Annotated in this window: 16 protein-coding genes; 9 read left to right on the forward strand and 7 right to left on the reverse strand. The window is 56.4% G+C overall.

Going from position 1 to position 26,682, the window contains the following annotated elements; translation table 11 throughout:
- Positions 1-37: 37 nt before the first annotated feature.
- From ACO2Q8_RS13445 to ACO2Q8_RS13455, 3 genes are all read right to left on the reverse strand, one after another.
- Positions 38-3,538 (reverse strand): SusC/RagA family TonB-linked outer membrane protein, encoded by a 3,501-nt coding sequence (locus ACO2Q8_RS13445; RefSeq protein ID WP_423345339.1) that lies wholly within the window; start codon positions 3,536-3,538, stop codon positions 38-40.
- A gap of 124 nt (positions 3,539-3,662) precedes the next feature.
- Entirely contained in the window at positions 3,663-4,766 is a 1,104-nt protein-coding gene (locus ACO2Q8_RS13450; RefSeq protein WP_423345340.1) for a FecR family protein, read from the reverse strand.
- Between the two features lie 61 nt (positions 4,767-4,827).
- Positions 4,828-5,454 carry an RNA polymerase sigma factor gene (locus tag ACO2Q8_RS13455; RefSeq protein WP_423345341.1) on the reverse strand — a complete coding sequence of 209 codons (627 nt, stop codon included), beginning with the start codon at positions 5,452-5,454 and terminating at the stop codon, positions 4,828-4,830.
- Positions 5,455-5,748: 294 nt separating this feature from the next.
- Between ACO2Q8_RS13455 and fbp the strand changes: the two genes are divergently transcribed.
- Positions 5,749-6,747 carry a class 1 fructose-bisphosphatase gene (fbp, locus tag ACO2Q8_RS13460; RefSeq protein WP_423345342.1) on the forward strand — a complete coding sequence of 333 codons (999 nt, stop codon included), beginning with the start codon at positions 5,749-5,751 and terminating at the stop codon, positions 6,745-6,747.
- Between the two features lie 99 nt (positions 6,748-6,846).
- Here fbp and ACO2Q8_RS13465 read toward each other — a convergent pair whose 3' ends face one another.
- Entirely contained in the window at positions 6,847-7,176 is a 330-nt protein-coding gene (locus ACO2Q8_RS13465; protein ID WP_423345343.1) for a hypothetical protein, read from the reverse strand.
- Positions 7,177-7,487: 311 nt separating this feature from the next.
- Here ACO2Q8_RS13465 and ACO2Q8_RS13470 point away from each other — a divergent pair, with 311 nt between their 5' ends.
- Positions 7,488-7,859, forward strand: coding sequence for a hypothetical protein (locus ACO2Q8_RS13470; RefSeq protein WP_423345344.1), 372 nt, complete (start codon positions 7,488-7,490; stop codon positions 7,857-7,859).
- Between the two features lie 91 nt (positions 7,860-7,950).
- On the opposite strand, the gene ACO2Q8_RS13475 is transcribed toward ACO2Q8_RS13470, so the two are convergent.
- Positions 7,951-8,292: a hypothetical protein gene (locus tag ACO2Q8_RS13475; RefSeq protein ID WP_423345345.1), complete on the reverse strand. Its 342-nt coding sequence runs from the start codon at positions 8,290-8,292 to the stop codon at positions 7,951-7,953.
- Between the two features lie 202 nt (positions 8,293-8,494).
- Here ACO2Q8_RS13475 and ACO2Q8_RS13480 point away from each other — a divergent pair, with 202 nt between their 5' ends.
- The 7 genes from ACO2Q8_RS13480 (at position 8,495) to ACO2Q8_RS13510 (ending at position 24,264) form a co-directional block, all read left to right on the forward strand.
- Positions 8,495-9,739 carry a cation:proton antiporter gene (locus ACO2Q8_RS13480; RefSeq protein WP_423345346.1) on the forward strand — a complete coding sequence of 415 codons (1,245 nt, stop codon included), beginning with the start codon at positions 8,495-8,497 and terminating at the stop codon, positions 9,737-9,739.
- Positions 9,740-9,887: 148 nt separating this feature from the next.
- Positions 9,888-10,766: an SDR family oxidoreductase gene (locus ACO2Q8_RS13485; protein WP_423345347.1), complete on the forward strand. Its 879-nt coding sequence runs from the start codon at positions 9,888-9,890 to the stop codon at positions 10,764-10,766.
- 18 nt (positions 10,767-10,784) lie between these two features.
- Positions 10,785-11,222: a YsnF/AvaK domain-containing protein gene (locus tag ACO2Q8_RS13490; protein WP_423345348.1), complete on the forward strand. Its 438-nt coding sequence runs from the start codon at positions 10,785-10,787 to the stop codon at positions 11,220-11,222.
- Positions 11,223-11,259: 37 nt separating this feature from the next.
- Positions 11,260-12,180, forward strand: a complete 921-nt coding sequence (locus tag ACO2Q8_RS13495; protein ID WP_423345349.1) for a YsnF/AvaK domain-containing protein — start codon at positions 11,260-11,262, stop codon at positions 12,178-12,180.
- Positions 12,181-12,853: 673 nt separating this feature from the next.
- Positions 12,854-19,468, forward strand: a complete 6,615-nt coding sequence (locus ACO2Q8_RS13500) for an amino acid adenylation domain-containing protein (protein ID WP_423345350.1) — start codon at positions 12,854-12,856, stop codon at positions 19,466-19,468.
- 6 nt (positions 19,469-19,474) lie between these two features.
- Positions 19,475-23,512 (forward strand): non-ribosomal peptide synthetase, encoded by a 4,038-nt coding sequence (locus tag ACO2Q8_RS13505; protein ID WP_423345351.1) that lies wholly within the window; start codon positions 19,475-19,477, stop codon positions 23,510-23,512.
- Entirely contained in the window at positions 23,509-24,264 is a 756-nt protein-coding gene (locus ACO2Q8_RS13510) for a 4'-phosphopantetheinyl transferase family protein (RefSeq protein WP_423345352.1), read from the forward strand. Before ACO2Q8_RS13505 ends, ACO2Q8_RS13510 begins: the two co-directional genes overlap by 4 nt.
- Before the next feature lie 19 nt (positions 24,265-24,283).
- Here ACO2Q8_RS13510 and ACO2Q8_RS13515 read toward each other — a convergent pair whose 3' ends face one another.
- Together ACO2Q8_RS13515 and ACO2Q8_RS13520 are read right to left on the reverse strand one after the other, a co-directional pair.
- Positions 24,284-25,204 carry a glycosyltransferase family 2 protein gene (locus ACO2Q8_RS13515; protein WP_423345353.1) on the reverse strand — a complete coding sequence of 307 codons (921 nt, stop codon included), beginning with the start codon at positions 25,202-25,204 and terminating at the stop codon, positions 24,284-24,286.
- Positions 25,205-25,211: 7 nt separating this feature from the next.
- Complete coding sequence (locus ACO2Q8_RS13520) at positions 25,212-26,420, reverse strand: FAD-dependent oxidoreductase (RefSeq protein ID WP_423345354.1); 1,209 nt, start codon at positions 26,418-26,420, stop codon at positions 25,212-25,214.
- Between the last annotated feature and the right edge of the window lie 262 nt (positions 26,421-26,682).

Genomic DNA, 26,682 nt, shown 5'->3' on the forward strand with positions numbered 1-26,682 from the left:
ATAATCTCTGATTAACCCTGTGTAACAATCCATCTCGTTAAAATTTCACATTCAGGTTAAAACCGATGCTTCTGGTGATTGGCAGGCCCGTAGCTTCGAGCCCCACGAGGTTGTCGGACGGGAAACCGAACTGCTCGGGGTGGATGTTCGGCACCCACTTTTTAAGCACCGCGACGTTATTCGCCACCGCGTTCAGCCGCAGGCCCTTGATAAACCGGGCATTCGTCGGCAGAAACTTCGTGAAATCGTAGCCCAGCGTGATCTGCCGCAACTGCCACAAACCGGCGTTGTAGACAAACTCCTCGGCGATGTTCTGCGACCGCACGGTTTCGTAAAACGCCTGCACGACCGACCGGGTCTGGTTGACTTCGCCGTTCGGGTTGACGCCCTGCCCGATGACGTAGCCCTGCTCCCGGCCCACCAGCGTCGCTTTGTGCAAACCGTGCCGCCAGGCGTTGTGGTTGGTGCCCGAAATCATCTTGTGGCCCAGTTTGAAATCGACCAGCACCGAGAGGTTGATGCCTTTGTAGCTAAACCCGTTCGTAATCCCGCCCACCCACTTGGGCAGGGCGCTGCCAAACGGAATCTGCGTGGCCGTGCGCAGAGGACGACCGTTTCCGGCGTCGAACACCTGACGGCCCTGGGCATCGCGGAGGTAGCCAAACCCGTAGAGCTGGCCCATCGGCTGACCGACCACCTGCCGGAGTTCGCCCGTAAACTCGCCCGTGCCGACCGTGATCATGTTGTCGCTCACGCTCGAACCCAGATCCAGCACCTTCGTGACGTTGTAAGCCGCGTTGAAGGTCAGGTTCCAGGTAAAATCCGTGCGTTTGACCGGCGTCAGGTTGACCAGCATTTCCAGTCCTTTATTGCTGCTTTTGCCGACGTTGATCAACTGCGTCTGGTAACCGCCCGCGTCGGAAGTTTGCGCCCGCAGAATCTGATCGGACGACACTTTGTCGTAGTACGTCAAATCCAGGCCGACGTTGTTGTTGAACAACCGCAGTTCCAGCCCGATCTCTTTTTCGGAAACCCGCATCGGGCGCAAATCGGCGTTCGGAACGGTCGTGCCGCTGATGCTGGCCAAGGGTTGGGCCGTGCCGCTCGGCGACGGAAACTGCTGCGGGTTGATGCCGTAAAACAGGTTGTTGGCGTAGGGCGACACATCGGTATCGCTGCCCACCTCGGCATAAGCCGCCCGGATTTTCCCGAAGGTCAGCCAGACGGGCAGAGACGTTGCAAAAGCCTGCGAGAACACAAAACTGGCCGTTACGGACGGGTAGGCGATGCTCCGGTTGGCGGGCGAAAGCGTTGAAAACCAGTCGTTCCGAACGGTTCCGTTCAGGAAAAGAAAATCTTTGTAAGACAGTTCGGCCGAACCGTACAGCGAATTGACCTGCCGTTCGGACAGTTCATACACCGCATCCCGCTGGCGGCCGTTGCCGATCGTGTAGAGATCACGGGTGTAAAAGTCCTGCACAAACACGTTGTGGCGGCTGATTTTCCGGTACATCTGGTTGCCGCCCAAGTTCACGTTCACGCCAAAAACCCCGAACGTCTTGTTGGCATTCAGCAGGAAATCCGCGTTCAATTCCCGGACATGGCGCACATCCTGCACATACTGCCCGTTCACAAAACCGGCGGGGGCGGCAGGTTGTCGCTGGGTGCCGGTCGGCAGGTTGTACTCCTGTTCGCGGGCGTAGAAATCCTGCCCGATCCGGGCTTGCAGAAACAGCCAGTTGGTGAAATTATACCGGGCCGTCAGGTTGCCAAAAATCCGGTCGGTATCGATGTTTTCGAAGCGTTTAAGGGCAAAATATGGGTTGGTCCGGTTCGTAAACCGCGACCAGACGGTTTCGTTACCGTTGGCATCCGTCGCGTATTTTTCCAGAACATCCAGCGGCATCGAATTCGCCAGGTTGTAAATGATCACCGGGCTGTAATCCTGCTCGGCAATGTTCGGCGGATTCTTCCGAAACTCCTTGGAATAGTTGATATTACCAGACACCGTCAGCTTCTTCGCCAGCGTCTGCGTAAAGCCCAGGTTGAGGTTTTTACGGTTGTAACTGGACCCCGGCAGAATCGCCCGGTTGTCCATGTTGGCAATCGACAGGCTAAAACCGCCGTTTTCTCCGCCGGAGGAAAGCGTCAGGGTGTTGGTCCAGGTATTGCCTTTTCGGTAAAAATTGGTGATCTGATTCCGCTGCGGCTCGTAAGGAACTGTGACGTTATCAAACAACACCTGCGTCATGCCCGGCTGGAATTTTTCGCCGAAACTCCACTGTCCGGACGTCGGGAAGGGCGTGGTCGGCCGAACGCCATTTTCGCCCTGCCCGTATTCGTACTGGTAATCGGTGTAATCCAGGGGTGTGTCGGACGTGAAGTTGGTGTTGTATTCCAGCCCGATGCCGTTGCCCGAACCCCGGTTTTTGGTCGTAATCATGATCACCCCGTCTTTGGCGCGCGACCCGTACAGGGCCGAAGCGGCTGCGCCTTTCAGCACCGTCATGGTTTCGATGTTGTCGGGGTTGATGCTGCTCAGACCGTCACCACTGTCGGAAGTCCGGTTGCTGCCCCGGTCTGACACATCACCCCGGGCGCCGTAATTCGTGTTGTCGATGGGCACGCCATTGACCACAATCAGCGGAGAGTTGTTCCCCCCAAACGACGACTGCCCGCGAATCCGGATTTTGCTCGTTCCGGCCGGTCCCGAGCCCAGCGGAGTGATGTTGACGCCCGCCATTTTGCCCTGCAAGGCATTCATGAAATTAGCCGTCCGGTTGATGGTCATTTCCTCCGACCCCACCGTGGCCGTGGCATAGCCGAGGCTTTTTGCCTGTTTCTTGATGCCCAAAGCCGTCACGACCACCTCGTTCAGCGCCTTGCTTTCGGGCGCGAGGGTGATTCGCAGGCTGGTCTGACTGCCGACCGTCACCTCCTGGCTGACGTAACCGACGTAACTGAACACCAGAACCGTACCGGGAGCGTCCGGAACGTCGAGTTGGAAATTCCCGCTGGCGTTGGTGCTTGTGCCGCGCTGCGAGCCTTTGATCAGGACGGTTACCCCCGGCAGACCCGCGCCTTTTTCGTCGGTCACGCTGCCCGAGACGGTTCGCTTGGGAGCCTGTTCGGCAAACCGCTCCCGAATGTCGGGCAACCCGGTTTCAAAACCGGGGGCAGTGCTGGCCGATAACACCACCTTTCGGCCCACCAGTTCGTAGTTCACCGGCAACGGCTTGAAGTATTTCACCAGTACTTCTTCCAGCGTCGAGTTGTTAGCCTGGATGCTGATCTTCTGTCGGGGTTCAATCACCTGCGAACTGTAAACGAACTGCACATCCGTTGCTTTCTCAATTTCCGCCAGAACTCGCTTGATATCCTGGTTATCAGCGTGTAACGTCAGGCGTCGGCTCAGGTATTCCTGCGCTCGGCCCGGGTGAGCAAACGACACGCCCACCAGCGAGACCATAACCAAACTTTGAGTTAGTGAAAACCGCATAAGTTTCAACCAAAGTTGCCCGGAAAGGTGTTTTTGCATAGTTTTGTTAAGGTTGAGGTGTTCTGGAATGGGACGCTTTTCACTGAGCGGTTACTTTGGCGAGCGACACTCAGCGAATAGACCTGATGGGCGGTGGCATAGTCACTGCCCTTTTTTATGAATTTTAGCGGTATCCTTTTCGGCTGATCACAATCTGACCGTCCGTAATTTCATAGTTGGCGGAGGAGGCTTTACAAAGCAAGTCCAGCTTCTCATAAAGCGATTCGCTCGACAACACCGCCGTGATTTTGCACCGCTCAAACGTCTGTTCGTCGAACTGAATCGGAATGCCGTAGCTTTTCTCCAGTTCCCGCAGAATCACCGGCAACGGCACTTCGTCGTACACAAACGGCGTTTCGTTGACTTTCTTTGCAAGCGGGGCCGGATTGGCCACCAGCGTTTTGGTCAGGTTTCCGTCGACCTTCTCGAAAATAGCCGCCTGATTAGCGTTCAGGATCAGGCCGTTGACCTCCCGGTTTTCGGTTGGTGGCTCCGTTTTCTTTCGATACACCGAGACTTTTCCCGACAATACCTGCACCGTCATCTTTTTGTCCTGATCGAACGCCCGGACGACAAACCGGGTACCCAGCACTTTAGTCACCATCTGGCCGGTGTAGACCATGAACGGTTGCCGCCGACGCCGGACCGAAAAGCTGCCTTCCCCCTGTAAATAAACCGTTCGGGTGTTTCCGGCAAACTGCGACGGATACCGCAGGCGGCTTTCCGGACTCAGCCATACTTCTGAACTATCGCTTAACACAACCCGGAGCAATTGCCGGGTGTCGTTGCAAGTTTCGACCAACGCATCCGATGAGCGTTCCGCCGGACGCGACGCCAGCGAAGCCGCCTGATGCCGGGCCAGATACTGGTCAACGCTCAGCACCAGTGCCAGCACGGCTGCGGCTGCCAGCCCCCACCGAATGGCCTGTCGAATGGCTGGCCTGTTCGGCCAGTGCCGGTATTTGAAGTAACGCTTATCAGTATACGTATCAGCCCGTTCCAAAAACTTTTCCGTTTCTTTCCGAACCTCGGCTTCGCTCAAGCGCTCGGGTACCGCCGTTGCTGCCCGGATGAGTTGTTCGGCCTGCCGGAAGGCATCGCGTTTTTCCGGATAGTGACGCAAAAACGAACGCCAGAAGTCTTCCCAATGGCTACGTCCCTGCACCCAGGCCAGAAAATCTTCATCCAGCAGGAAGTCTTCCACCGTGTAAGAGTTGTAGTTTTTCATCATTGTATCGGTATTCGGTATCCGGTACGCGGTTTACGGTTTTCGGTATTCAGTTCCTGCGCTAGCCACCAAAAACCGTATATCGAATACTATAAACTGCCAACTGCAAAAACAGGAATGCTATGCTGCTCACGGTCCAGTTTTTCCGCAGGCTGGTCAGCGATTTCTGGAGCAGATTGTACACCGACTGACGACCCAAATGCATCACGTCGGCGATCTGTTCAAAACTCAGGTTCTGGTAAAACCGCAGGTAGATCAGTTCTTTCTGGCGGTCGGGGAGGTGGTTGATGACACGCTCCAGCTTTCGAATCTGGTACACTTCATTTTCTTCTTCGATCCACTGCACGTCGGCCGCAAACTCGACCGAAAAAGCGTACTCGTCGGACAGGCTGGCCTGGTGGGTGGTGTGCTGGCGAGCAAGGTCGCGCAGGATGCGGGTTTTGAGCACCACCAGCAGATACGCCCGCACGTTATCGACCACGTTAGCAGTACCCTGTTGTTTCCACAAGTTCAGGAAAATCTCCTGAATACAGTCTTTGACGAACTCGCGGTCGGGGTGCAGCCGCATTCCCCAGTGGAAGAGGTCGGCGTAGTAACTCTGCATGATGCGGGCCAGGGCGTACATATCGCCCGCCCGGTACTCCTGCCACAGTTGGTGGGCTTCTTCTGAAGGTAGCCGTCTGCTCATACGTTCAGTGCCTGTTACTAGCAAGATCCGGTTTTTCGAAAAACTTACCCTCTGTTTTAAGATTATTTTTCTAAATAATTAGAAATTATTGATAAGGGCTTGCCGGTGGTGAAGAAAACCGCCCTAGTTTTGCTTCTGTAGTCGGCACAATGGTAACTTATGGGTCTTCAGGCATGCATGACGGTGCATGATGAAATCCTAAGCCCGATCTCCTTTCTTGAGTGTGTAGTTATTCCTGCCCGATCGACCCGCCGATTTTCCGTACTCATTTTCCAGGATCTATCCCGTAGCAGCATGCATTCCAGAACATCCCATCCATTGGCTTTGCCGGTCGGCACCACGCTCGACCGGTACATTATGAACCGGCAATATGCCTTTGCCTACGCGACCGGCGAGTTGTCGCAACTGCTGCGCGACATTGCGCTGGCCGGAAAGATTATCAACCGCGAAATCAACCGGGCCGGGCTCATCGACCTGACGGGCGGCATCGGCGCGCAGAATGTGCAGGGCGAGAATCAGCAGAAACTGGATGTGATTGCGGACATCCGCTTTGAACGGGCGTTGAAGAATGGCGGGGAAGTCTGCGCTATCATTTCGGAGGAGGAAGAAGAGATTATTTTTACGGGAAACAACCACGCCAAATACGTGGTCGCCATCGATCCGCTCGACGGCTCTTCCAACATTGACGTGAATGTGTCGATCGGCACGATTTTCTCGATTTACCGGCGCGTAACCCCCATCGGCACCGAACCGACGATGGACGATTTTTTGCAGGGTGGTCACGAACAGGTCGCTGCCGGATACATTCTGTACGGTTCGTCGACCATTCTGGTCTACACGACCGGCCACAGTGTCAACGGTTTTACCTACGATGCCTCGCTGGGCGAATTTATTCTTTCGCACCCCGACCTACAAAGCCCCGCCGACGGCACCATTTACTCCTGCAACGACGGCAACGCCGATCTGTACGAAGAACCGGTTCGGGCCTACCTGGCCGACTGCCGGAAGAAACAATACACGGGCCGGTACATTGGCTCGCTGGTGGCCGATTTCCACCGCAACCTGCTCAAAGGCGGTATTTACCTCTACCCGCCCACGCCCAAAAATCCGGAGGGCAAACTCCGGCTGCTGTACGAATGCTATCCGCTGGCCTTCATCGCCGAACGGGCGGGTTGCCGGGCCGTTACCCGCACGGAATCAATTCTGGACATCAAACCGGACAGCGTCCACCAGCGGACGCCGATTTTCATGGGCGCGCCGAAGATGGTGGACGATTTGCTCAGCCGGTTTTGAAAAAGAGACAACAGAAAAAAGACAAAAGACGATAGACAGGAGAATACAACCCGGAAGCAAGCCCCTCTCTTGTCTATCGTCTCTTGTCTCTTGTCCATTTCACGGCACAAACCGTAGCCGAACCCACTGCACGGCGTTCCGGTCGGGCCCCGTACGGACGACTTTCTGACCGACTAGCTGGCGGGCCAGCGACTCGTTTAAGCCCCGGTCGCTGGTGTGCACCTGAAGGTCGGCCAGCCGGTCGTCGGCATCGATTCGAAAGCTGATGAGCACAACGGCTCCCTGCCTGCTCTGGCGCAGCGCGTCGGGGAGTTGCAAATACCGGGATAATTGAGTAGCCAGATTTCGCTCCGGTTTTGTTCTGAACGCATAGGCCTGGGCGACTCCAAAGAGCAGCAAAAGAAGTAAGAGAGAAGCAAACGTTTTCATAAATAGCTGTTTTATAGTTGTTTACCCCTCAAAAGTAGAAAGCCGATGGAGCCGCAACGCGCCCCTACGACGCAGGCCGGTTGAAAGACGGCCTTGAACGGCTGAAATCCCGGCTTTGGGCGCTGCTTTAGGGAACGGTCATCGAAACCGCCTGACACACGAAGGGCATATGACGGCTGTCTTTACAAGCGACGGGAAAACTTCATCAAACCATAATCTCGAAACTGCCCAAAAATCCGGGTTTTGCCGCAATTTGCGTCCTGCAAACGCTCCGAAAAGCGACTCTTTTACGTTTTGTATAATCCGCTGTTATGGCAACTTCCGATTTTTCAACGTTACCCCCGGCCGACGATTTCGCCGACCAGCTCGAAGACTTTCGAACGGCTCTCCAAAGCGCCATCGTTCAGGCAGTTCATGAGTTGGGCGAGGAGGCCGATGCTTCCGAATTCGATTTACGGTTCCTGCCCCTGACGCTCAATGATGCCGACCTGGAACTGCTGTCATTGCGGCTGAACGACGACGAAACCGACCCGCTGACGCTGCGTTTCAGCGACAATACCGACATTGAACTCGATGAGCTTTCCACCGATGATCTGGTCAATTTGTATCAGGTGATGCGCGATCTTCCCGACGATGATGAAGAGGATGAGACGGAGGAGGAAGATGACGAAGACGATTTATAAACGCCGAAACTTCATACATATAGGATAAAAAAAGTACAAACCCCGGCTGATTGCTGGGGTTTTGTATTTGGCAGGCCCAAAGCCGCCTTCCCTAAACCGTTCCCGTAATGTAAAAACTGTTCGACTTCAGGACCAGCGTGATGTCACGGTAATGGTCTTCAAACAAGTCCTGAAGTTCATGAACGTATTGGATATACCGCCGGGTCGTCGTACACAGCCAGCAGTTCATACCTGCCACCAGCCGGACGTTGCCAAAAATCCAGGAATGGGCCGGGCGGTCGGGCTGGAAACCAAACGCAAGCAGCCAGGGCTTGGTTAGTTTGATGGGCCGGGGCGGCTCTTCGGCGGGTAGTTCCAGCAGGTCTTTTTCCGTGACTAAAACCGGTTCTTTCTGAACAATATAATACCGGTTGGGTTTGAGGCTATGAATCATTGTGCAGGTGGCTTGTGTCTTTCCCCTTCTACGGCCACCCGGTTGCAATATTGCCTTTTCGCCTGAAAACCGGCAAAACGTTAGGGAACGGCACCCGGCCGCGGTTCTTTACGGCTGCTTTACACACCGGTTTTTCACGCAGGCGAGCCGCTTTTTGTGGGCCATTTTATTTAATTTGCGGCCCTACACACCCGGTTTTACGATGGATCTGTTTTCGCTGATTACCCTTCTGATTGTTATTGCCGCACTTTTTGCGTACCTCAATACCCGCCTGCTGAAGCTACCTGATGCCATCGGAATCATGGTCGTATCGCTCGGTTGTTCGCTATTACTGATCGCGCTTCACTCGGTGCGGCCAACCTGGTTTACGCTCGCCCGACAAACCGTTGCCGCTATCGATTTCAACCGGGTTTTGTTCGATGTCATGCTCAGTTTTCTGCTCTTTGCCGGGGCTTTTCATACCAATGCCGCCCTGCTGCGGGTGGAACGTCGTTCGGTGATGTTGTTTGCGCTGATCGGAGTTTTGATCAGCACGGTTCTGGTCGGTACGGGCCTGTATTACGCGGCCTACTGGCTTGGCTTTGGTTTTTCGTATCCGCTCTGTCTTTTGTTTGGCGCCCTGATTTCGCCAACCGACCCCATTGCCGTGCTGGGGATCTTAAGCCGGTTCAAATTACCTAACAGCGTTAAACTCAACATCGTGGGCGAATCGCTGTTTAACGACGGCGTGGGTGTGGTGGTTTTTGCTTCGATTTACCGCCTGGTCTTGTATGGAACAGATGGCATCAGTACCAGTAGCATCACGCTGCTGTTTGTGCAGGAAGCCGGGGGCGGACTGCTCTTTGGCATGGCGCTGGGATACGGCATGTACTGGCTGCTTCGTTCCATCAACCATTACCAGACCGAGGTCATGCTGACCATTGCGGGGGTCATGGGCGGCTACCTGCTGGCGCAGCAACTGCACATCTCCGGCCCGCTGGCGATGGTGGTCGCGGGCCTGTTCGTCGGCGACCGGGCGCGGCAGGACGCCATGAGTCACCAGACCGAGGAGTATGTCGATAAATTCTGGGAGCTGATCGATGTTATCCTGAATGCGCTGCTGTTCGTGCTCATCGGCATTGAACTGTTAATTATTGAGTTTGAAACGTCGTACTGGCTGATTTGCCTCTTTAGTGTTTTGATTGTGCTGATCGCCCGGTTTCTGGCCATCTGGATTCCGTACCGGCTGGCCCGGCCCTGGCTGACGCTCGACTCCAAAGCGCCCTTGATGATGACCTGGGGCGGGTTGCGGGGCGGTATTTCGGTCGCGCTGGCCCTGTCGATTGATAATGCGGTTCCGAACAAACCGATTATTGTCGCCATCACCTACGCCGTCGTGCTGTTTTCGGTCATCGGTCAGGGATTGACGCTGGAACGGTTAATTCGGCGATTGTACAAAACCGATTAGAAGTTGATCCGGGACCGGTCAGCCTGCCTGTCCCGGTGAAAGAAACCTTGGAAACGACGGTTTCCCCATTGCCTCACTCCCCATTGTTTTTACCAACCATCGGCCAGCGGTGCGGTTAGTCTGGGGTAATTTAACCGTCTGTAACCGCATGCAAACCTTACAAGATCCCCGTCAGCAGTATCCCGTTCCACCCTACGATCAATCGCCCCAGCCCCATCCCGGCTCCGACCAGAAGATGAGTCCGCAGGCCGACCACGGCGAAACATCCTATCAGGGCAGCGGGAAACTCTCCGGCCGGAAGGCCCTGATTACCGGCGGTGACAGCGGCATCGGGCGGGCTATTGCCCTGACGTTTGCCCGCGAAGGAGCCGACGTGCTGATTGCCTACCTGAGCGAAGAAAACGATGCGCAGGAAACCGTGCGGCTGGTGGAAGAAGCCGGTCGGAAAGCCATTGCCGTTCGGGGTGATATTCAGGACGAAGCGCATTGTCAGCAGTTGATTCAGCAGGCCGTCGATGACCTGGGCGGGCTGGATATTCTGGTCAACAACGCGGCTTTTCAGATGAACCATGATTCGATTGCGGAGTTGTCGTCGGAAGAGTTCGACCGGACGTTCCGGACCAATGTCTACGCGATGTTTTACCTCTGCAAGGCCGCGCTGCCCGTTATGAAACCCGGCAGTTCGATTATCAATACGACCTCGATTCAGGCCTACCAGCCCGAACCAACCCTGCTGGCCTATGCCGCGACGAAAGCGGCCATTGCCAACTTCACGAAAGCCCTCGCCAAAGAAGCCATCGAAAAAGGCATCCGGGTCAATGCCGTGGCCCCCGGCCCGGTCTGGACACCGCTGATTCCGTCGACCATGCCCGAAGAAAAAGTGAAAAGCTTCGGCGAAGACTCGCTGCTTGGGCGCGCGGCTCAACCCATTGAAATTGCGCCCATTTTTGTTCTCTTGGCTTCGCAGGAAGGTAGTTACATCACCGGCATGATTTACGGCGTCACCGGTGGCCGCCCCATTGCGTAAACCACCCGCCCAAACGCTATGCTACCGGATCAACAACCCAGCGAAAATTCTGATGTCGGCCAACGCCAGACGATTCCCGTGATTGAGGAACAACTGGTCGTGGACAAAAAGGTGATTGAAACCGGTCATATCCGAATCACCAAACGGGTGTTCGAAGAAGAAAAAACCTTTGAGTTCCCGGTTTTAACCGAAGAATTCGACATCGAACGGGTTCCGGTCAACCAATACATCGACACCGCTCCACCCGCCGTTCGCTACGAGGGCGATACGATGATCGTGCCGGTTTTGCAGGAGGTGATTGTGGTGGAAAAGCGCCTGCTGCTGGTCGAAGAGGTGCACATCCACAAGCGCCAAACGATGTCGAAAACCACTGAGCAGGTGACGCTACGGCGGGAAGAGGTACACATCGAACGAAATCCGGCTTCGCCCGGATCGGAAGAGCAAGTACGTAGTTAATTCATATCCATCTATTCAACGTTAAACTTCAACAATCATGGCACAAACGGTAATTGGGATGTTCGACAACGAAACGGAAGCGCGGCAGGCCGTCGAACAGTTGGTAAGCAGAGGCTTTACCCATGATGACATTGATCTTTCGGTTCAGAACACGACCGAAACCGAGCGGGCCTACCGCTCGGACGATGATGATAACGATAGTTTCAGCGATAGCATCGGCAATTTCTTCGGATCGTTGTTTGGCAGTAATGATGAAGCCGATCGGTACAGCCAGGTTGCCCGGCGTCTTCGGTCGCTCGTTACCGTCCATACGCAATCGGTCGAGGAAGCCGAGCGGGCCGCCGATATTCTGGACGATGCCGGGGCCGTGGATGTCGATGAGCGCGCCAGTCAATACGGTTACACGTCCGGTACGAACGCTACCACCGGAGCCGCTTATCCGGCAACTGACCGGCTGACAACGGATACGGATTATACCGTAGGGACGGATCAAACCGTTCGGGATACCGATCGGACCTACGACCTGCCCGACACGACCCGCACCGACGCCGACCGGTCGATTCCGATCATCGAAGAGAACCTGCAGGTGGGAAAACGGGAAGTGACGACGGGGGGAGCCCGGATTCGGAGCCGGATTGTGGAGCGTCCAATCGAAGAAACGCTGCGGCTGCGTCACGAACGCGTGAACGTGGAACGCACGCCCGTTGACCGCCCGGCCACGGCCGCCGATCTGGCAAATTTTCAGGAAAGTGAAATCGAGCTGACCGAGCGGGCCGAAGTTCCGGTGGTGAACAAGGAGGCCCGGGTCGTCGAAGAAGTGTCGCTGAACAAGGAGATCGAAGAACGCGACGAAACCATTCGGGATAGCGTTCGCCGAACCGAGGTAGACGTTGATAACCTCACAGACGACCCGTTACGCAATCGCACCGACGACCCATTGCGGGACCGTACTCTTTGAAGGAAATAGTTTTTAGTCTATTGCTCAGTACTGGACATTTGTACAACGGAGTGGTACTCCGTTGGGTTAATGACTTCGTTAACAGCTACTTGTTAAAGTCCAGCAACGGAGTACCACTCCGTTGTACATTTTATGTCCAGTACTCAGGTCTATTGTTTATAGTTAAAGCAATCCGTTGCAGATCAATTGCTTACAAATAAACCTGTAAACTTGTCGATCCGTAGAAAAGCGGTGACCCAACCCAGGTCACCGCTTTTTTTATGTCCACCCGGTTTTGATCAGGACCGAAACCGCAGTACCATCTGCGCACCGGTTGAACGGTCGACTACGGAACTGGGCGTTGGCCCATTCGCTCCGGCTTGTTTACCGAACAACCAAAATAGTCACCTCGCTTTCCAAAACCGGGATCGCTGCAAAACTCACTCCGGCTTTAACTCGCCCGTCCGAACAGCCTACGCTACCCCTAAAAACTGTCGCAACTCACTGTATTTCTTATTACCGACTTCTAACAATTCAACGTAATCCAGCCAACTCGCTGGCAAAATGGCCGGATTCGGAACAATTTTTGCGGAGTAACTTTTTTTATACTTAAACGATTATCGCAAAATTATCAGACAACAGTGAAGTGTTTCAGCAATTGTCTGTTAACTTTCCGGGCTATTTTCTCTGACTTGTGCACACTACCCTGATTCATACCCTGGTTGAAGAAGCGGCCCGCCTGTATGCCCACCAAATTGCCGTTTTTTCCCAAACCGGCACCTTGACGTATGCAACCCTGAACGAACGTGCCGACCAGTTGGCCCGCGCCATTCTGAAAGCCGCACCACACGCCAGCATCATTGGAGTGAGTACGACCCGCTGTCCGGAGATGGTGGTGAGTGTGCTGGCGATTCTAAAAGCCGGGAAAGCGTACCTTCCGCTCGACCCGACGTACCCGGCCCAACGCCTGGAACATCTGATCACGGAATCGGGCCTGAAGGTCTGCCTGAGCCCTGCCGCCGATGAAGCCCATTTTACGGAACTCGGCCTGTCGGTCATCCGGGCAGATCAGACGTATAACCTTACAGCCCAACCCATTCTGTCACAAAACCCGACGGCCTGCATTTTATATACATCCGGTTCGACCGGCCAGCCGAAGGGCGTTTGCCTGGAACAGGCCGGGCTGGTGAATCTGTTGCAGTGGCAGCGGAACCATGCCGTCGTCGGGCCGGGGCTTCAGACGCTGCAATTCTGCCATTTGAGTTTTGACGCGTCGTTTCAGGAAATCTTTGTCCCGCTCATCACCGGCGGCACGCTGCACCTGATCGACGACAGCTACCGGCTGGATGCCGGACGGCTGCTGGGCTACATCCGCGAGCACGGTATTCACCGGCTTTTTCTGCCCTACGTCGTGCTTCAATACCTGGCTGAAGCCGCAGAAGCCGAACCCGATGGACAGGACAACCTGCTGGAAATCATTACCGGGGGCGAACTGCTGAAAATTACCCCGTCGATCGCCCGGTTTTTTGCGACCCGGCCCGACTGCACACTCATGAACGTCTACGGCCCGACCGAAGCAAGCGTCTGGGTGACCGAACTGCGGCTCAAAGGCGAGGCCCTGAACTGGCCCGAACTGCCCTCCATTGGGAAGCCCATTGCCGGAATCGACGTGCTGATGCTAGACGAAACCGGTCGGCAGGTGCCGGAGGGCGAGGTGGGCGAAATCGGCATCAGTGGCCTGTGTCTGGCCAGCGGGTACCTGAACCAACCCGAACTGACGGCCGAGAAATTCGTTGCCTGGACGCATCCGGAGAAAGGCCCGGTGACGGTTTACCGCACCGGCGACCTGGCCCGCTACCAGCCCGACGGTTCGATTGAGTTCTACGGTCGGAAAGACGATCAGGTCAAAATTCGGGGCAACCGCGTCGAACTGGGCGAGATTGAAGTAGCGCTTGCGAAACAACCGGGCATCCGGCAGGCCGTGGTGGTCGCCCGCGAAGACGTACCGGGCCTGAAGCAGTTGATTGCTTACGTTATCACGCCGGACACACTGGAAACTAGCGCGTTGCGCAAAGCTCTGGAGCAACAACTCCCCGATTTTATGATCCCGGCGCAATTTGTCCGGCTCGATGAATTTCCGCGCACGACGAGTGGGAAAGTCGACAAGAAACAACTGCCCAAGCCGGGCAACCACCGCCCGGAACTCGGCATCCTCTACCGCGAGCCGGTTTCGGACTTGGAAAAACAACTCGCGGCCTTGTGGGCCAGCCTGCTGGGTTTCGACCGCGTGGGCCTGGACGACAACTTTTTCGAATTGGGTGGCAATTCGCTCCTGGCCCAGAAAACCGTCGCGGCCCTGCAACAACTCGGCCGCACGCTGCCCGTCACGAAACTTTACCAGCACCCGACCATCGCCGGAATCATTGCGGCATTGGAGCAAAAACCGGCTTCCACCGACTGGCTAACTACCCATTCATCAACAGCAAACCAATCCGCCGACGTTGCCGTGATCGGGATGGCGGGCCGCTTTCCAGGCGCGGAGACCATCGACGCCTTGTGGACCCTGCTGCAAGAAGGTCGCGAAACCATCCGCTTTTTCAGCCCCGACGAACTGGATGCCTCCCTTCCGGATTCGCTCAAAACCGACCCGGCGTATGTCCCGGCCCGGGGTATTCTCGACGGCATTCAGGAATTTGACCCGGCTTTTTTCGGCCTCACGCCCAAACTGGCGGAAGTGATGGACCCCCAGCAGCGGGTTTTTCTGGAAATTGCCTGGGAAGCACTGGAGCAAACCGGTTATTTACCTTCATTCTACTCCGGGCGCATCGGCGTCTACGCCGGTTGCGGCAACAATACGTATTACCTGAACAATGTCCTGCCGAATCAGACCGCGCTTGATCAGGTCGGGGCATTCCAGGCCATGACCGTCAACGAGAAGGACTACATTGCCTCCCGAACGGCTTACCAACTGGACCTGAAAGGCCCCGCCGTCAGTGTCTATTCGGCCTGCTCGACCTCGCTGCTCGCCATTGCGCAGGCCGTCGACGCCATCCGCAACGGCCAGTGTGAACTGGCGCTGGCCGGAGGAGCCAGCGTCACAGCCCCCGTCAACAGTGGTCATCTCTACCAGGAAGGGGCCATGCTGAGCCGGGATGGGCACTGTCGGTCGTTCGACGCCGATGGCACCGGTACGGTTTTCAGCGACGGTGCGGGCGTGGTGTTGCTCAAAAACCGGGAAGCCGCCGAGCGCGACGGCGACCGGATCTATGCTGTCATCAAAGGCGTGGGCGTCAACAACGACGGGGGCGGAAAAGGCAGTTTTACGGCCCCAAATGCCGAAGGACAGGCCGGAGCCATCCGGATGGCTCTCAACGACGGCCAGATCGACCCGGCAACCGTCCGCTACGTCGAAGCACACGGAACCGCTACGCCCCTGGGCGATCCCATTGAAATAGAAGGCCTTACGATGGCTTTCGGGCCGCAAACTCAAAAGCAGTACTGTGCAATCGGGTCGATCAAAAGCAACATGGGCCACCTTACGCAGGCCGCCGGGGTCGCCGGTTTCATCAAAGCGACCTTGTCGTTGTATTACCGGAAACTCCTGCCGTCGCTGGGTTTTGAGCGGCCGAACCCCCACATCGATTTCGTTAACAGTCCGTTTTTTGTCAATACCCGCCTGACCGACTGGGAATCGGACGAGGTGCGCCGGGCGGGCGTCAGTTCGTTTGGCGTCGGCGGCACCAACGTTCATGTGGTGCTGGAAGAAGCCCAAAACCGCCCGACCGAATCGGATGCCGGGCGTCCGGTGCAGTTGCTGACCTGGTCGGCCCGATCCGCGGAGAGCGCCGGAGCCTACGTCGACCGGCTGGCTGAGTACCTCGGGCAGCATCCCGGACAGCCCCTGACCGACCTTGCTTACACCCTGCAAACCACCCGACCCGGTTTTCCGCACCGGCGGTTTGTGCTGGCGTCCGACGGCCCGGAAGCGATCCAGACCCTGCCCGACGCCTACGCGCACACATTGACACAGCGCCCCACCGAGACGGTTTTTCTGTTTCCCGGACAAGGAGCGCAGTACCTCAACATGGGCCGGACGTTGTACGAAACCGAAGCCGTTTACCGCCGGGCCGTCGACGAATGCGCCGAACTGCTCCGACCCGAACTGGAGGTTGATTTACGGACCGTTCTGTACCCCGAACGCCCGGATGCGCAGGCCGAAGCCCGGCTGACCGATACGCGCTATACCCAACCGGCCTTGTTCGTGACCGAATACGCCCTGGCGCAGTTGTGGCTAAGCTGGGGCATTCGGCCGACGGTTTTGTGCGGCCACAGCATCGGCGAGTTCGTGGCGGCTCATCTGGCCGGTGTTTTTTCCTTAGCCGATGTCCTGAGCCTGGTGGCCGCCCGGGGCCGGATGGTGAGTGAACTGCCTCGTGGCAGCATGCTCTCGGTGCGGCTGGATGCCGATGCCCTGGCCCCCTTACTCCCTGATACCCTGTCGATAGCCGCCATCAATGCCACGCGTCTGTGTGTGGTGGCCGGACCCGACGACGCCATCCGGGCGTTTTCCGGACAATTGACCGCCGATGACATTCCGAACCGGCTGCTGGTTACGAGCCACGCCTTTCATTCGGCCATGATGGCCCCCATCATCCCCCGGTTTACCGAGTTGGTCCGGGGTATTTCCCTGCAAAAACCGCAGCAGCCTATCGTCTCGACCGTCACCGGCACCTACCTGACCGATACCGAAGCCATCGACCCGACGTATTGGGCCAACCACCTCCGGCAGCCCGTACGCTTTGCCGATGCGCTGGAAACGCTGTTCACGCGCAGCCAGGCGGTTTTTCTGGAAGTCGGGCCGGGATCGGTTGCCACTACGCTGATCCGGCAGCAGGCCCAGTCGGGCAAGGCGCGGCCCACGGCGATAACCGCCCTGAACAGCCTGGAACCGCCGAAGGAAAACCGGTCGGATTACCAGACAATCCTACGGACGCTGGGGCAACTTTGGCTGCACGGCCTCGAACCCGACTGGACCGGTTTTTACGCCGGTCAGCAACGCACCCGGCTGATTTTGCCTACCTATGTTTTCGATAAAAACCGCTGCTGGATTGATCCCATTCTCCCGCAGCCAACCAAACACGTACAGCCTCAGCTATCTGCCCCATCCGAACTTGAACAACCGGAATCGATGAGAAGAACCGTTCTATTGACAAAAATTAGGGACATTATTGAAAACGCTTCCGGCCTGGAGTTATCCGATGTTCAGCCCGACCGGAGTTTTGTGGAATTGGGGCTGGATTCCCTGCTGTTGACACAGGTGGCGATGACGCTCAAGAAAGAGTTCGATGTGCCGCTGACCTTCCGGCAACTCAACGAAGAATACGCCACGCCGGAGCAGTTGGTTGCTTATCTCGACGGGCAATTACCCGGCGACGTTTACCAGCCCGCACAACCCACCGCAGCACCACCGGCCCCAGCACCCGCCCCGATGCCGGTCGCGCCGGGCCAGACACCCGTGAACGGGGTCGCTAATACCAACTATACCAACCCGGCGCTCGGTCTGATTTCGCAGCAATTACAGCTTCTGGCCCAACAGATCGCCCTGTTGCAGGGGACAAGTCCGGTTTTGCCGCCTGCCGTTCCGGTAACTGCTCCTGTGGTTCCCAGCACGGGTTTCCATTCCAATGGAAACGGCAAACCGAAAGACCTGACGCCGGTTTCCAAAGCAGCTGAACTGACGGCCGAAGAAGCCGTTGAAATCAAAAAACCGTTCGGTGCAGCCGCCCGCATCGAACGGCAGGTGACCGAATTAACGGACACCCAACGGGATTTTCTCCGGCGACTTACCGAACGCTACACGCAAAAAACCGGCGGCAGCAAGGCCTATACCCAACAGCACCGCCCCCACATGGCCGACCCCCGGGTGGTGTCTGGGTTCAAGCCGCTGACGAAAGAACTGGTGTATCCGATTGTTGTCAACCGCTCGAAAGGGAGCCAGTTGTGGGACATCGACGGCAACGAGTACATTGACGTGCTGAACGGTTTTGGCTCGAACCTGTTTGGGTATCAGCCCGATCACATCCGGGAAGCGTTGCACGAACAGGTCGACGCCGGTTTTGAAGTCGGGCCACAGCACGAACTGGCGGGCGAAGTCTGCGAGTTGGTTTGTGAACTGACCGGTTTTGACCGGGCGGCCCTGTGCAGCACCGGCTCCGAAGCCGTTTTGGGAGCCATGCGGATTGCCCGAACCGTCACCGGCCGGTCGCTGATCGTGGCCTTTACCAGTTCGTACCACGGCATCATCGACGAGGTGATTGTTCGCGGAACCAAGAAATTAAAGTCATTCCCGGCCGCGCCCGGTATCCTGCCCGAAGCCGTGCAGAACATGCTGATTCTGGATTACGGCACCGACGAAAGCCTGGCCATCCTCCGCGAGCGGGCGCACGAAATTGCCGCCGTGCTGGTCGAGCCGGTTCAGAGCCGCCGACCGGAGTTTCGGCCCGTAGAGTTTCTGAAAGAACTTCGTGCCCTGACCGAAGCCACCGGAACCGTCCTGATTTTTGACGAAATCATCACCGGTTTTCGAATGCACCCCGCCGGAGCGCAGGGTCTGTTTGGCATCCGGGCCGACCTGGCGACCTACGGCAAAGTGGCCGGGGGCGGTTTACCCATTGGCATCATCGCCGGAAAAAAACCGTTCATGGACGCCCTCGACGGCGGTTTCTGGCAGTACGGCGATGCGTCGTTTCCGGAAGTGGGCGTCACGTATTTTGCCGGAACCTTCGTGCGGCATCCACTCGCGCTGGCAGCCGCCCGGGCGTCGCTGCGCTACCTGAAACAGCAGGGGCCGCAGTTGCAGCGCAGCCTGACCGCCAAAACCGAGCGATTGGCCGACACGCTCAACGCGAGTTTCAACCGCCAGCAACTGCCGTTTTTCATAGCCCAGTTTGGGTCGCTATGGAAATTGAAATACCACCAGGAAATTCCGTACAGTGAACTGTTGTTCACGCTGCTGCGCGAAAAGGGCATCCACATCTGGGACGGTTTTCCGTGTTTCATGACCGAGGCCCTGACCGATGCCGAGATTGACCGGGTGATCGAAGTCTTCCACGAAAGTGTGCAGGAGCTAATCGAAGCCGGTTTTTTTGCGGCTAAACCGCAGGAAAACAGTTCGAAAAGCGCAGCCGATGCGCTGAATGAACCGCCGGTCCCGGGTGCCAGGCTGGGCCGGGATGAGGCCGGGAATCCAGCCTGGTTTGTTGCCAACCCGGATAGGCCGGGAACCTACCTACACGTTGAAACCCGCTAGACGCTCATGGTTGATTTCAAAGTCCCGGTCAGCGTCAAGGCGGTTGATTATAACCCGTTTGCAGGACCGGAAATTGAACGGCTGATTCCGACTTCCGAACCCCAACTGGAAATCGGCATGGCCTGCCTGCTGGGGGGCAATGACGCCAGCCGGGCGTACAACGAGTCGGTCTCCCTGCATTTTCGGGGGGTGCCCGACCGAACGGCCCTCGAAACGGCGGTGCAGCAGCTTGTCCGACGGCACAAGTCGCTGCGGGCGGCTTTCAGCGCCGACGCCCGGCAGATGATTGTTTTCCGCGACCAGCCGGTTGCCGTCCACTGGGCGGATTTGTCGGAACGCTCATCCGCTGAACAGGCGCAGGCTGTGGCCGATTATGTCCGGCAGGAGGCTGAATTCTGCTTCGATCTGGTCCACGGACCACTGTTTAAAGTTTCGTTGCTGAAGGCATCGCCTTACGAATCGCACCTGATCCTGACGGCCCACCACATCGTTTGCGACGGCTGGTCGATGGGCATTCTGATGCAGGAATTGAGCGCGCTGTACTCGGCCCATGTTCAGAACCAGTTCGTGGCGCTACCCGATCCGGTTTCGTTCAGCCAGTATGCCGCCGAACAGGCAGTTTTTGAGCAAAGCGCCGACTACGCCCGAATCGAAGCGTTCTGGCTCGATCAGTACAAACCGGGCGTTCCGGTGGTTGACGTGCCGACCGATTTTCCGCGCCCTTCCCCGCGCACGTACCAAAGCGAGCGGCTGGATTTCGAGCTGGATGCCACGCTGGTCGCGGCCCTGAAAACGATGGGTCGCCAGGCCGGATGCAGTTTTGTAACCACCCTCGTCACGGCGTTCGATGCCTGGCTGCACCGGCTGACGGGCCAGCAAACCATCGCCATCGGTTTGCCCGCGGCCGGGCAGTCGGCAACGGGCCATTACCGGCTGATCGGGCACTGCGTCAACCTGCTGCCCCTACGGTCGGAATTGACGGAATCGGTGCGGTTTATCGATTTCCTGAAACGGCGAAAATCGGAATTGCTGGCGGCTTACGACCACCAGCGGCTAACCTTTGGGCGCTTACTGAAAAAACTCGGCATCGCCCGCGACCCCGCCCGCATCCCGTTGGTGCCGGTGGTGTTCAACGTTGATATGGGCCTGGCCGACGGGGTGGATTTTTACGGATTATCGTATCAATTGAGTAGCAACCCGCGCGCTTACGAAAACTTCGAGATCTTTCTGAACGCGACCGGTTCCGAAACGGCCCTGACGCTGGAGTGGTCGTACAATACGCAGTTGTTCACGGCCGAAACCATCCACCGGATGATGGCGGGCTTTGAAAACCTGCTTCGGACGCTCGTGGCTGACCCGGCCGTGCGCGTCGATACGCTGACCTGGGCCGTGGTCGACACCCCCGATCAAACTTCGGATGGCCCAGAAACCACGACGCCCTATCCGAGCGAAACACCGCTCCACCGGCTGCTGGCTGAAACCGCCACCCGGTTTCCCGAAAAAACCGCCCTTGAGTTTCACTATCAGCAGTTTAGCTACCGGCACCTGCACGAAACCGCCAACCAACTGGCGCATTACCTGATTAACCACGGCATCCGTCCCGGCGATGTCGTGGGCGTGTCGGTCAGTCGGTCGCCGGAAATGCTCATCACGCTGCTGGCTGTCATGAAATCCGGAGCGGCTTACCTGCCCCTCGACCCGCTGTATCCGCACGACCGGCTGGCCTTCATGCTCACCGATTCGGCGGCCCGGATGCTGGTCACGTCGCGGAAATACGCTGGTCGGCTGAACATCCCGGCCATCGAACGGGTGGTGGAAGATGCGCTGACGGAAGCAGCGGTTTTGCCGACCACCGAACCGGGCATTCCTCTCAGCGGCAGCGACTTACTGTACATGCTGTATACCTCCGGCTCAACCGGTCAACCCAAGGGCGTGCTGATTGAACACCACAACATGGTCAATCTGCTGATGAGTATGGTTGCCTGGCCGGGCCTGACGTCGGACGACCGGTTGCTGGCCATTACGACCATTTCGTTCGACATTGCGGGGGTCGAACTGTTCCTGCCGCTGCTGACCGGAGCCACGATTGTGCTGACCGATACCGACACGACGCGCGATGGCCGATTGCTACTCGAACTCCTCGAAAACGAGCGAATTTCGGTGATCCAGGCCACACCCGCGACGTACAGGATGATGTTGGCGGCCGGTTGGGAAACCGCCCTGCCCCTGAAAGTGCTTTGTGGCGGAGAACCGATGTCGAAAGACCTGGCCGAAAAACTGACGGCCCGCTCTGCGTCCCTCTGGAACCTGTATGGCCCCACGGAAACGACGATTTATTCAACCGGAAAACAGATTTTACCCTCCGACCCCGTCATTACCATTGGCCGCCCGATTCAAAACACGCAGGTGTACATTCTTGATGCCGACGGAAACCGACTGGGCGTGGGGTCGGTGGGCGAAATTACGCTGGCCGGAGAAGGTGTGGCCCGGGGCTATCATAACCGACCCGAACTGACGGCGGAGAAGTTTGTCGAAAACCGGTTTGGACCGGGCTTGCTGTACCGCACCGGAGACCTTGGCAAATGGACTGCCGACGGCGAAATCCACTGCCTGGGCCGGATCGATCAGCAGGTGAAAATCCGGGGCTACCGCATCGAACCGGGCGAAATTGAGTCGGTGCTGATCGGGGCCGACGACATCCGGGAAGCGGTCGTCGTCGCGCGCGAAGACCGGCCCGGCGATCCGCACCTGATTGCGTACGTGGTGCCGAAAACCGCCCCAACCGAAACACCGGTTCTGGCATCGCCGGATCAGAAGCAGCAGTGGAAACAACGGGCGCGGGCCGCTTTGCCCAAGTTTATGGTGCCGACGGAGTTCGTGCTGCTGGCGCAACTGCCGCTGACGCCCAACGGGAAAATTGACCGGCAGGCTCTGCCAAAACCGGACGAAAAACGGCCAGCGTCGGAGGCTGGCCGGGGCCGGACACCGGAGGAAGAATTGGTGGCGGCCATCTGGTCGGATGCGCTCGGGCTGGAAACCATTCAGGATACCGACGACTTTTTTGAGCTGGGCGGGCACTCGCTGGTGGCCGTGGAGGTGATGACCCGCATTGAAAAAGAAACCGGGAAACGCCTGCCCCTTTCAACCCTGTTTCAATACCCGACGATCCGTAAGCTGGCTATTCTGCTTCAGAAAGAGGAACGGGTAACGACCTGGAAATGCCTCGTCCCGATCAAACCGACCGGAACCCGCCCTCCCATTTACTTTGTTCACGGCGACGGCCTTAACGTGCTGATTTTTAAAGGCATTTCTGACCACATGGACCCCGATCAGCCGGTATACGGTTTTCAGGCGCTGGGCCTCGACGGACAGGATGAGCCCTTAGAGAGTATTGAAGCGATGGCGGCTTTTTACGTCGGTGAACTGCTTGAACAGAATCCGACGGGCCCCTATAACCTGGCCGGTTATTCGTTTGGTGGGTATATTGCCGTCGAGATGGCCCGGCTACTGGATGCCAAAGGGAAAAAAGTCAACATGGTGATCATGCTGGATACGGATGCGGAAATTATCACCTCGAAGAGCCTTACTACCAGCACGTTGTACAAACGGCTTCGGCGTCAGTATCCCAAGCTGAAATGGCTGATCGGTTCGTTTTTCACCAACCCCGCCGAAACGGTTGCCTACCAGAAACTGTATTTAACCCGGCGAATCAACGGCCTCCTGATTGCCCTTGGTTTGCGGGAAAAACCCACTGAAGTACCGCTCCAGATGAGCGGCATTTACGAAAAACAGGAATGTGCCTACCGAAACTACGTGCTCAGACCGTTCAATGGTCATGTCGTCTTGTTACGGGCGGACAAACGGGTGTATTTCGTCATGGATTTCACCTTTCTGGGCTGGAAGAAATACGCGCTTCAGGGTGTTACGGTCTACGAAGTTTCGGGCGATCACCGCACCATGTTCGACGCGCCGAATGACCAGAAAACCGCCCGAGTCATTCAGGAAGCACTGATCCGGAGGGAACACGAAACCCGAACATCGTGACAACTCAATCTTCGCTGGTTGAAATCGATGATCTGGCACAACCAGTTGACTGGCATCCGGTGTCCGATTGCCCTGTCACACCGGTTTTGGTCGTTATGCGGGCCAATCTAAGCCGGTTTGAAGCCTTTGTTCCACACCTGGCCGCCTGCCTGTCACCTGCTGAACGGGCGCGTGCGGACCGCTTTGTGCGCCCGTTCGACCAGGCCCGGTATGTGGTTGGCCGGGGGCTTCTGCGCCAGTTGCTGGCCGGATTTACCCAGCAAAAACCGGCTACGGTGGTGTTCAAACCGGATGCTGGCAAACCCAGTCTCGCCCATGCGGAAGGGCCAGCGTTCAATGTTTCCCATTCCGGTGACTGGATCGTGTATGCGTTCGACAGCCAACCGGTTGGCATTGATGTGGAGCAAGTCAATCCTTCCTTTACCCACACGGATATTGTTCATTCCCATTTCACACTGGCCGAACAGCAGGTTGTCCGAGAAAATCCCGCTCATTTTTATACCCTCTGGACCCGGAAAGAGGCTCTGTTGAAGGCGTTGGGCCGTGGCCTGGACGATGACCTGCGGAGCGTTCCGGCCCTGGCTGGCTCCCATCCATTGAGTATCAAACCGGGCGAATCAGGTGGCACCTGGACGGTACGGTCTTTTGTCTGTGCTCCTCAATATCCGGCGGCCCTGGCCTATCGGAAACCGGCGGAGAGTCGTGAGGTGACGTTTTATGAGTTGGATGAGACGGTATTGGCCTGGTGCTAGCTTCAGTGCCCGGCATCAACTATCTTTGGTAGTTGGAGGCTTTAAGCATTCGCCCAAAAATTACTCTTTTTAGGGTGGATTTGACGGTTTTAAAAACAGGGCTGGTTCCACCCAGGTAGGCTATCAGACGAAGCAGGGTCCAACTGGCCAGGACAACGGTTCCACCTATCACCTTAATCGGATTCAGGCCAGAACGTTTCAGATAGCCATACAACACCCGGAAAGCCTCCAGGCGCTGGCGGGCTCCATCCTTCCATTGGACATGGGTGCTTTCCCGGTAGAACCGTTTCAGGCAAGAGCACTCTGGTACCGGACCAAACCGTCCCAACAAAGCAACGCCAAACATCCAATACACATCCGGAGCCACGTTGTCCTTTGTGGGATGGATCCATAAATTCGCGCGCAATAGGGGCTCGCGTCGGAAAAGGCCACGAAATGGGATGCCAATTGTCCAGAACATGACCATCCAAAGCGCTTCACGCAACGGATAATAATGGCCCGTCAGGGTCGGCACCGGTTGATTACAAAAGGCCGGTACGGGTTGGGCGCCATCGTAGCTGATGCCATTAAGTTGACCAAAAGCGACTATACGGTCGGGGTTGTTTTCCAGGTAATCAACTAATTGAGAAATGTACTCGGCTGGGTATGAGTCATCGTGGGGCATCCAGCAAAAATAAGTGCCGGTGGCCAATCGCAACAATTCATTGTAATGCGACACCCAATCGATCTGATCCGTGGCCCGGATAAATCGAAAGCGGGAATCGTTTGCATACTGCGCCTGAAGTTGGGCAAGCGCGTCGTCGAACCCATGCCGATCCGAGATGATGATTTCCAGGTTAGGATAGGTAAAAGCCGCAATGTTGTCCCTGATAACGGATAGAAACCGGGCTGACCGATACAGCGGAAAGGCAAGTGTTACCAGAGGATAATCCGTGGCCATTGCTGAGTCAGGAAAGGTAGTCCAGCAGTTCCCGGGCAAACATAGGCGCGCAGGTGAATTTACCGGTATCAATGGAAAAGTAACCATCAAAGGAATTGACGCCAATATTATACCGGCGATGTAATTCACTGACCGGATCATCAATATCGGTTTCACCCCAGGAAAAAATAACGCCAGCATCTACCTTTTTCACCTCGAAATGGCGCAACCCCGGAAAAATAGCATTAAACTCCTGTAAGGCTTCTGCCAACCAGGGGATCTGGTCAACGTTTTGAGGGCCGGGATTGGCCGCTTCCCATTCCGGGGGAGGTTGTAGTTCGGTTGACCAGCCCCGCATGCACGTTGGATACCAGGATACATACGTTAAGCCGTTGGGATAGGTGACCAAATCGCCGAAAGGTCCTAACACCACCGTGTACGACGCCTTAATTTTCATAGTAATCGGTAAATGGCCCAACAGACGATATTTCAGCCGGTATACCCAGTTCCTGGCGGGCTTGATACCCAGCGAAGCGTCAATTTGTAACCGCCCATCCCACAGACAATTCACCACAATTCCACCTTCTTCCGACCAGGAAGTTCCATCAGGTCGTCGCCCCCGGACCCGAAATCCACTGGCTGTTCGCTCGACCGACTCGATTTTCCGGTTCATGCGCAAGCAGACACCCTTTTGTTTTACGATCTGGCTTAGAAGGGGACCGAATTCAGCGGTATGAAGTGCCGTTTCCTGCGTCTGGATGCTGGCTTGGGCGAAGTCAGGATTCAGGGAAGCAGGTAAAGCTTGTGACTTCACCAGGAGTTGTTCCGGATGCTGCCCCAAATAATGCAAACCGCCCAGTTTATATTCCTGGTATTGATCCCCAATTCGGTTGTAATGCGCGATTAATGCATCCGGTGCCAGCATGGAATTCCGGTGAACGACATAGGTAAAGGGCGTAGAACATAAATCGGCCCAGGGCAGTTGATTGTCGGTCCAACGATCCAGCAAAGGAGCAAAGTGCATCGCGGCCTTCAGCAGTAAAGAGGCTGTTTGAAAAGAGGAATCATTCGCATAGACATAGCCTAAATGAATTTTAGCTTCTCCACAAAAACTAGTCCGGCTGAATGGTTCATGGCATTGATCAAGTAAGGTTACCGCGTAGCCTGATGCTCTGAGAGCTAATGCGCAGGAGATACCCTGGATACCTGCCCCTAAAACTAACACCTTCTCTTTCATTGAGTTTTAAAGGAATTGAACACCTTGTCGTGTTCTCTAAATCAGGCTATTTACCCCAGTGGTCGGATTCAAATATAAGAATCAATGTCTAGTTAAACACCCACCGATGATGGTATTTCAATCGAAAGTGACTTCAAAATAATTTCACAGCAACCTCATTATCACTCAACTCGTTCGCCAACGGGCCGTGGGGAACGAGAACAACCAGAGGGCTTCGGCGCTGGTAAGTAAGCACGGCCGTCAGGGTAAGACGTTGGCCGTC

The sequence above is a fragment of the Larkinella sp. VNQ87 genome (assembly GCF_049445795.1).
In the GTDB taxonomy this organism is placed as follows: Bacteria; Bacteroidota; Bacteroidia; order Cytophagales; family Spirosomataceae; genus Larkinella.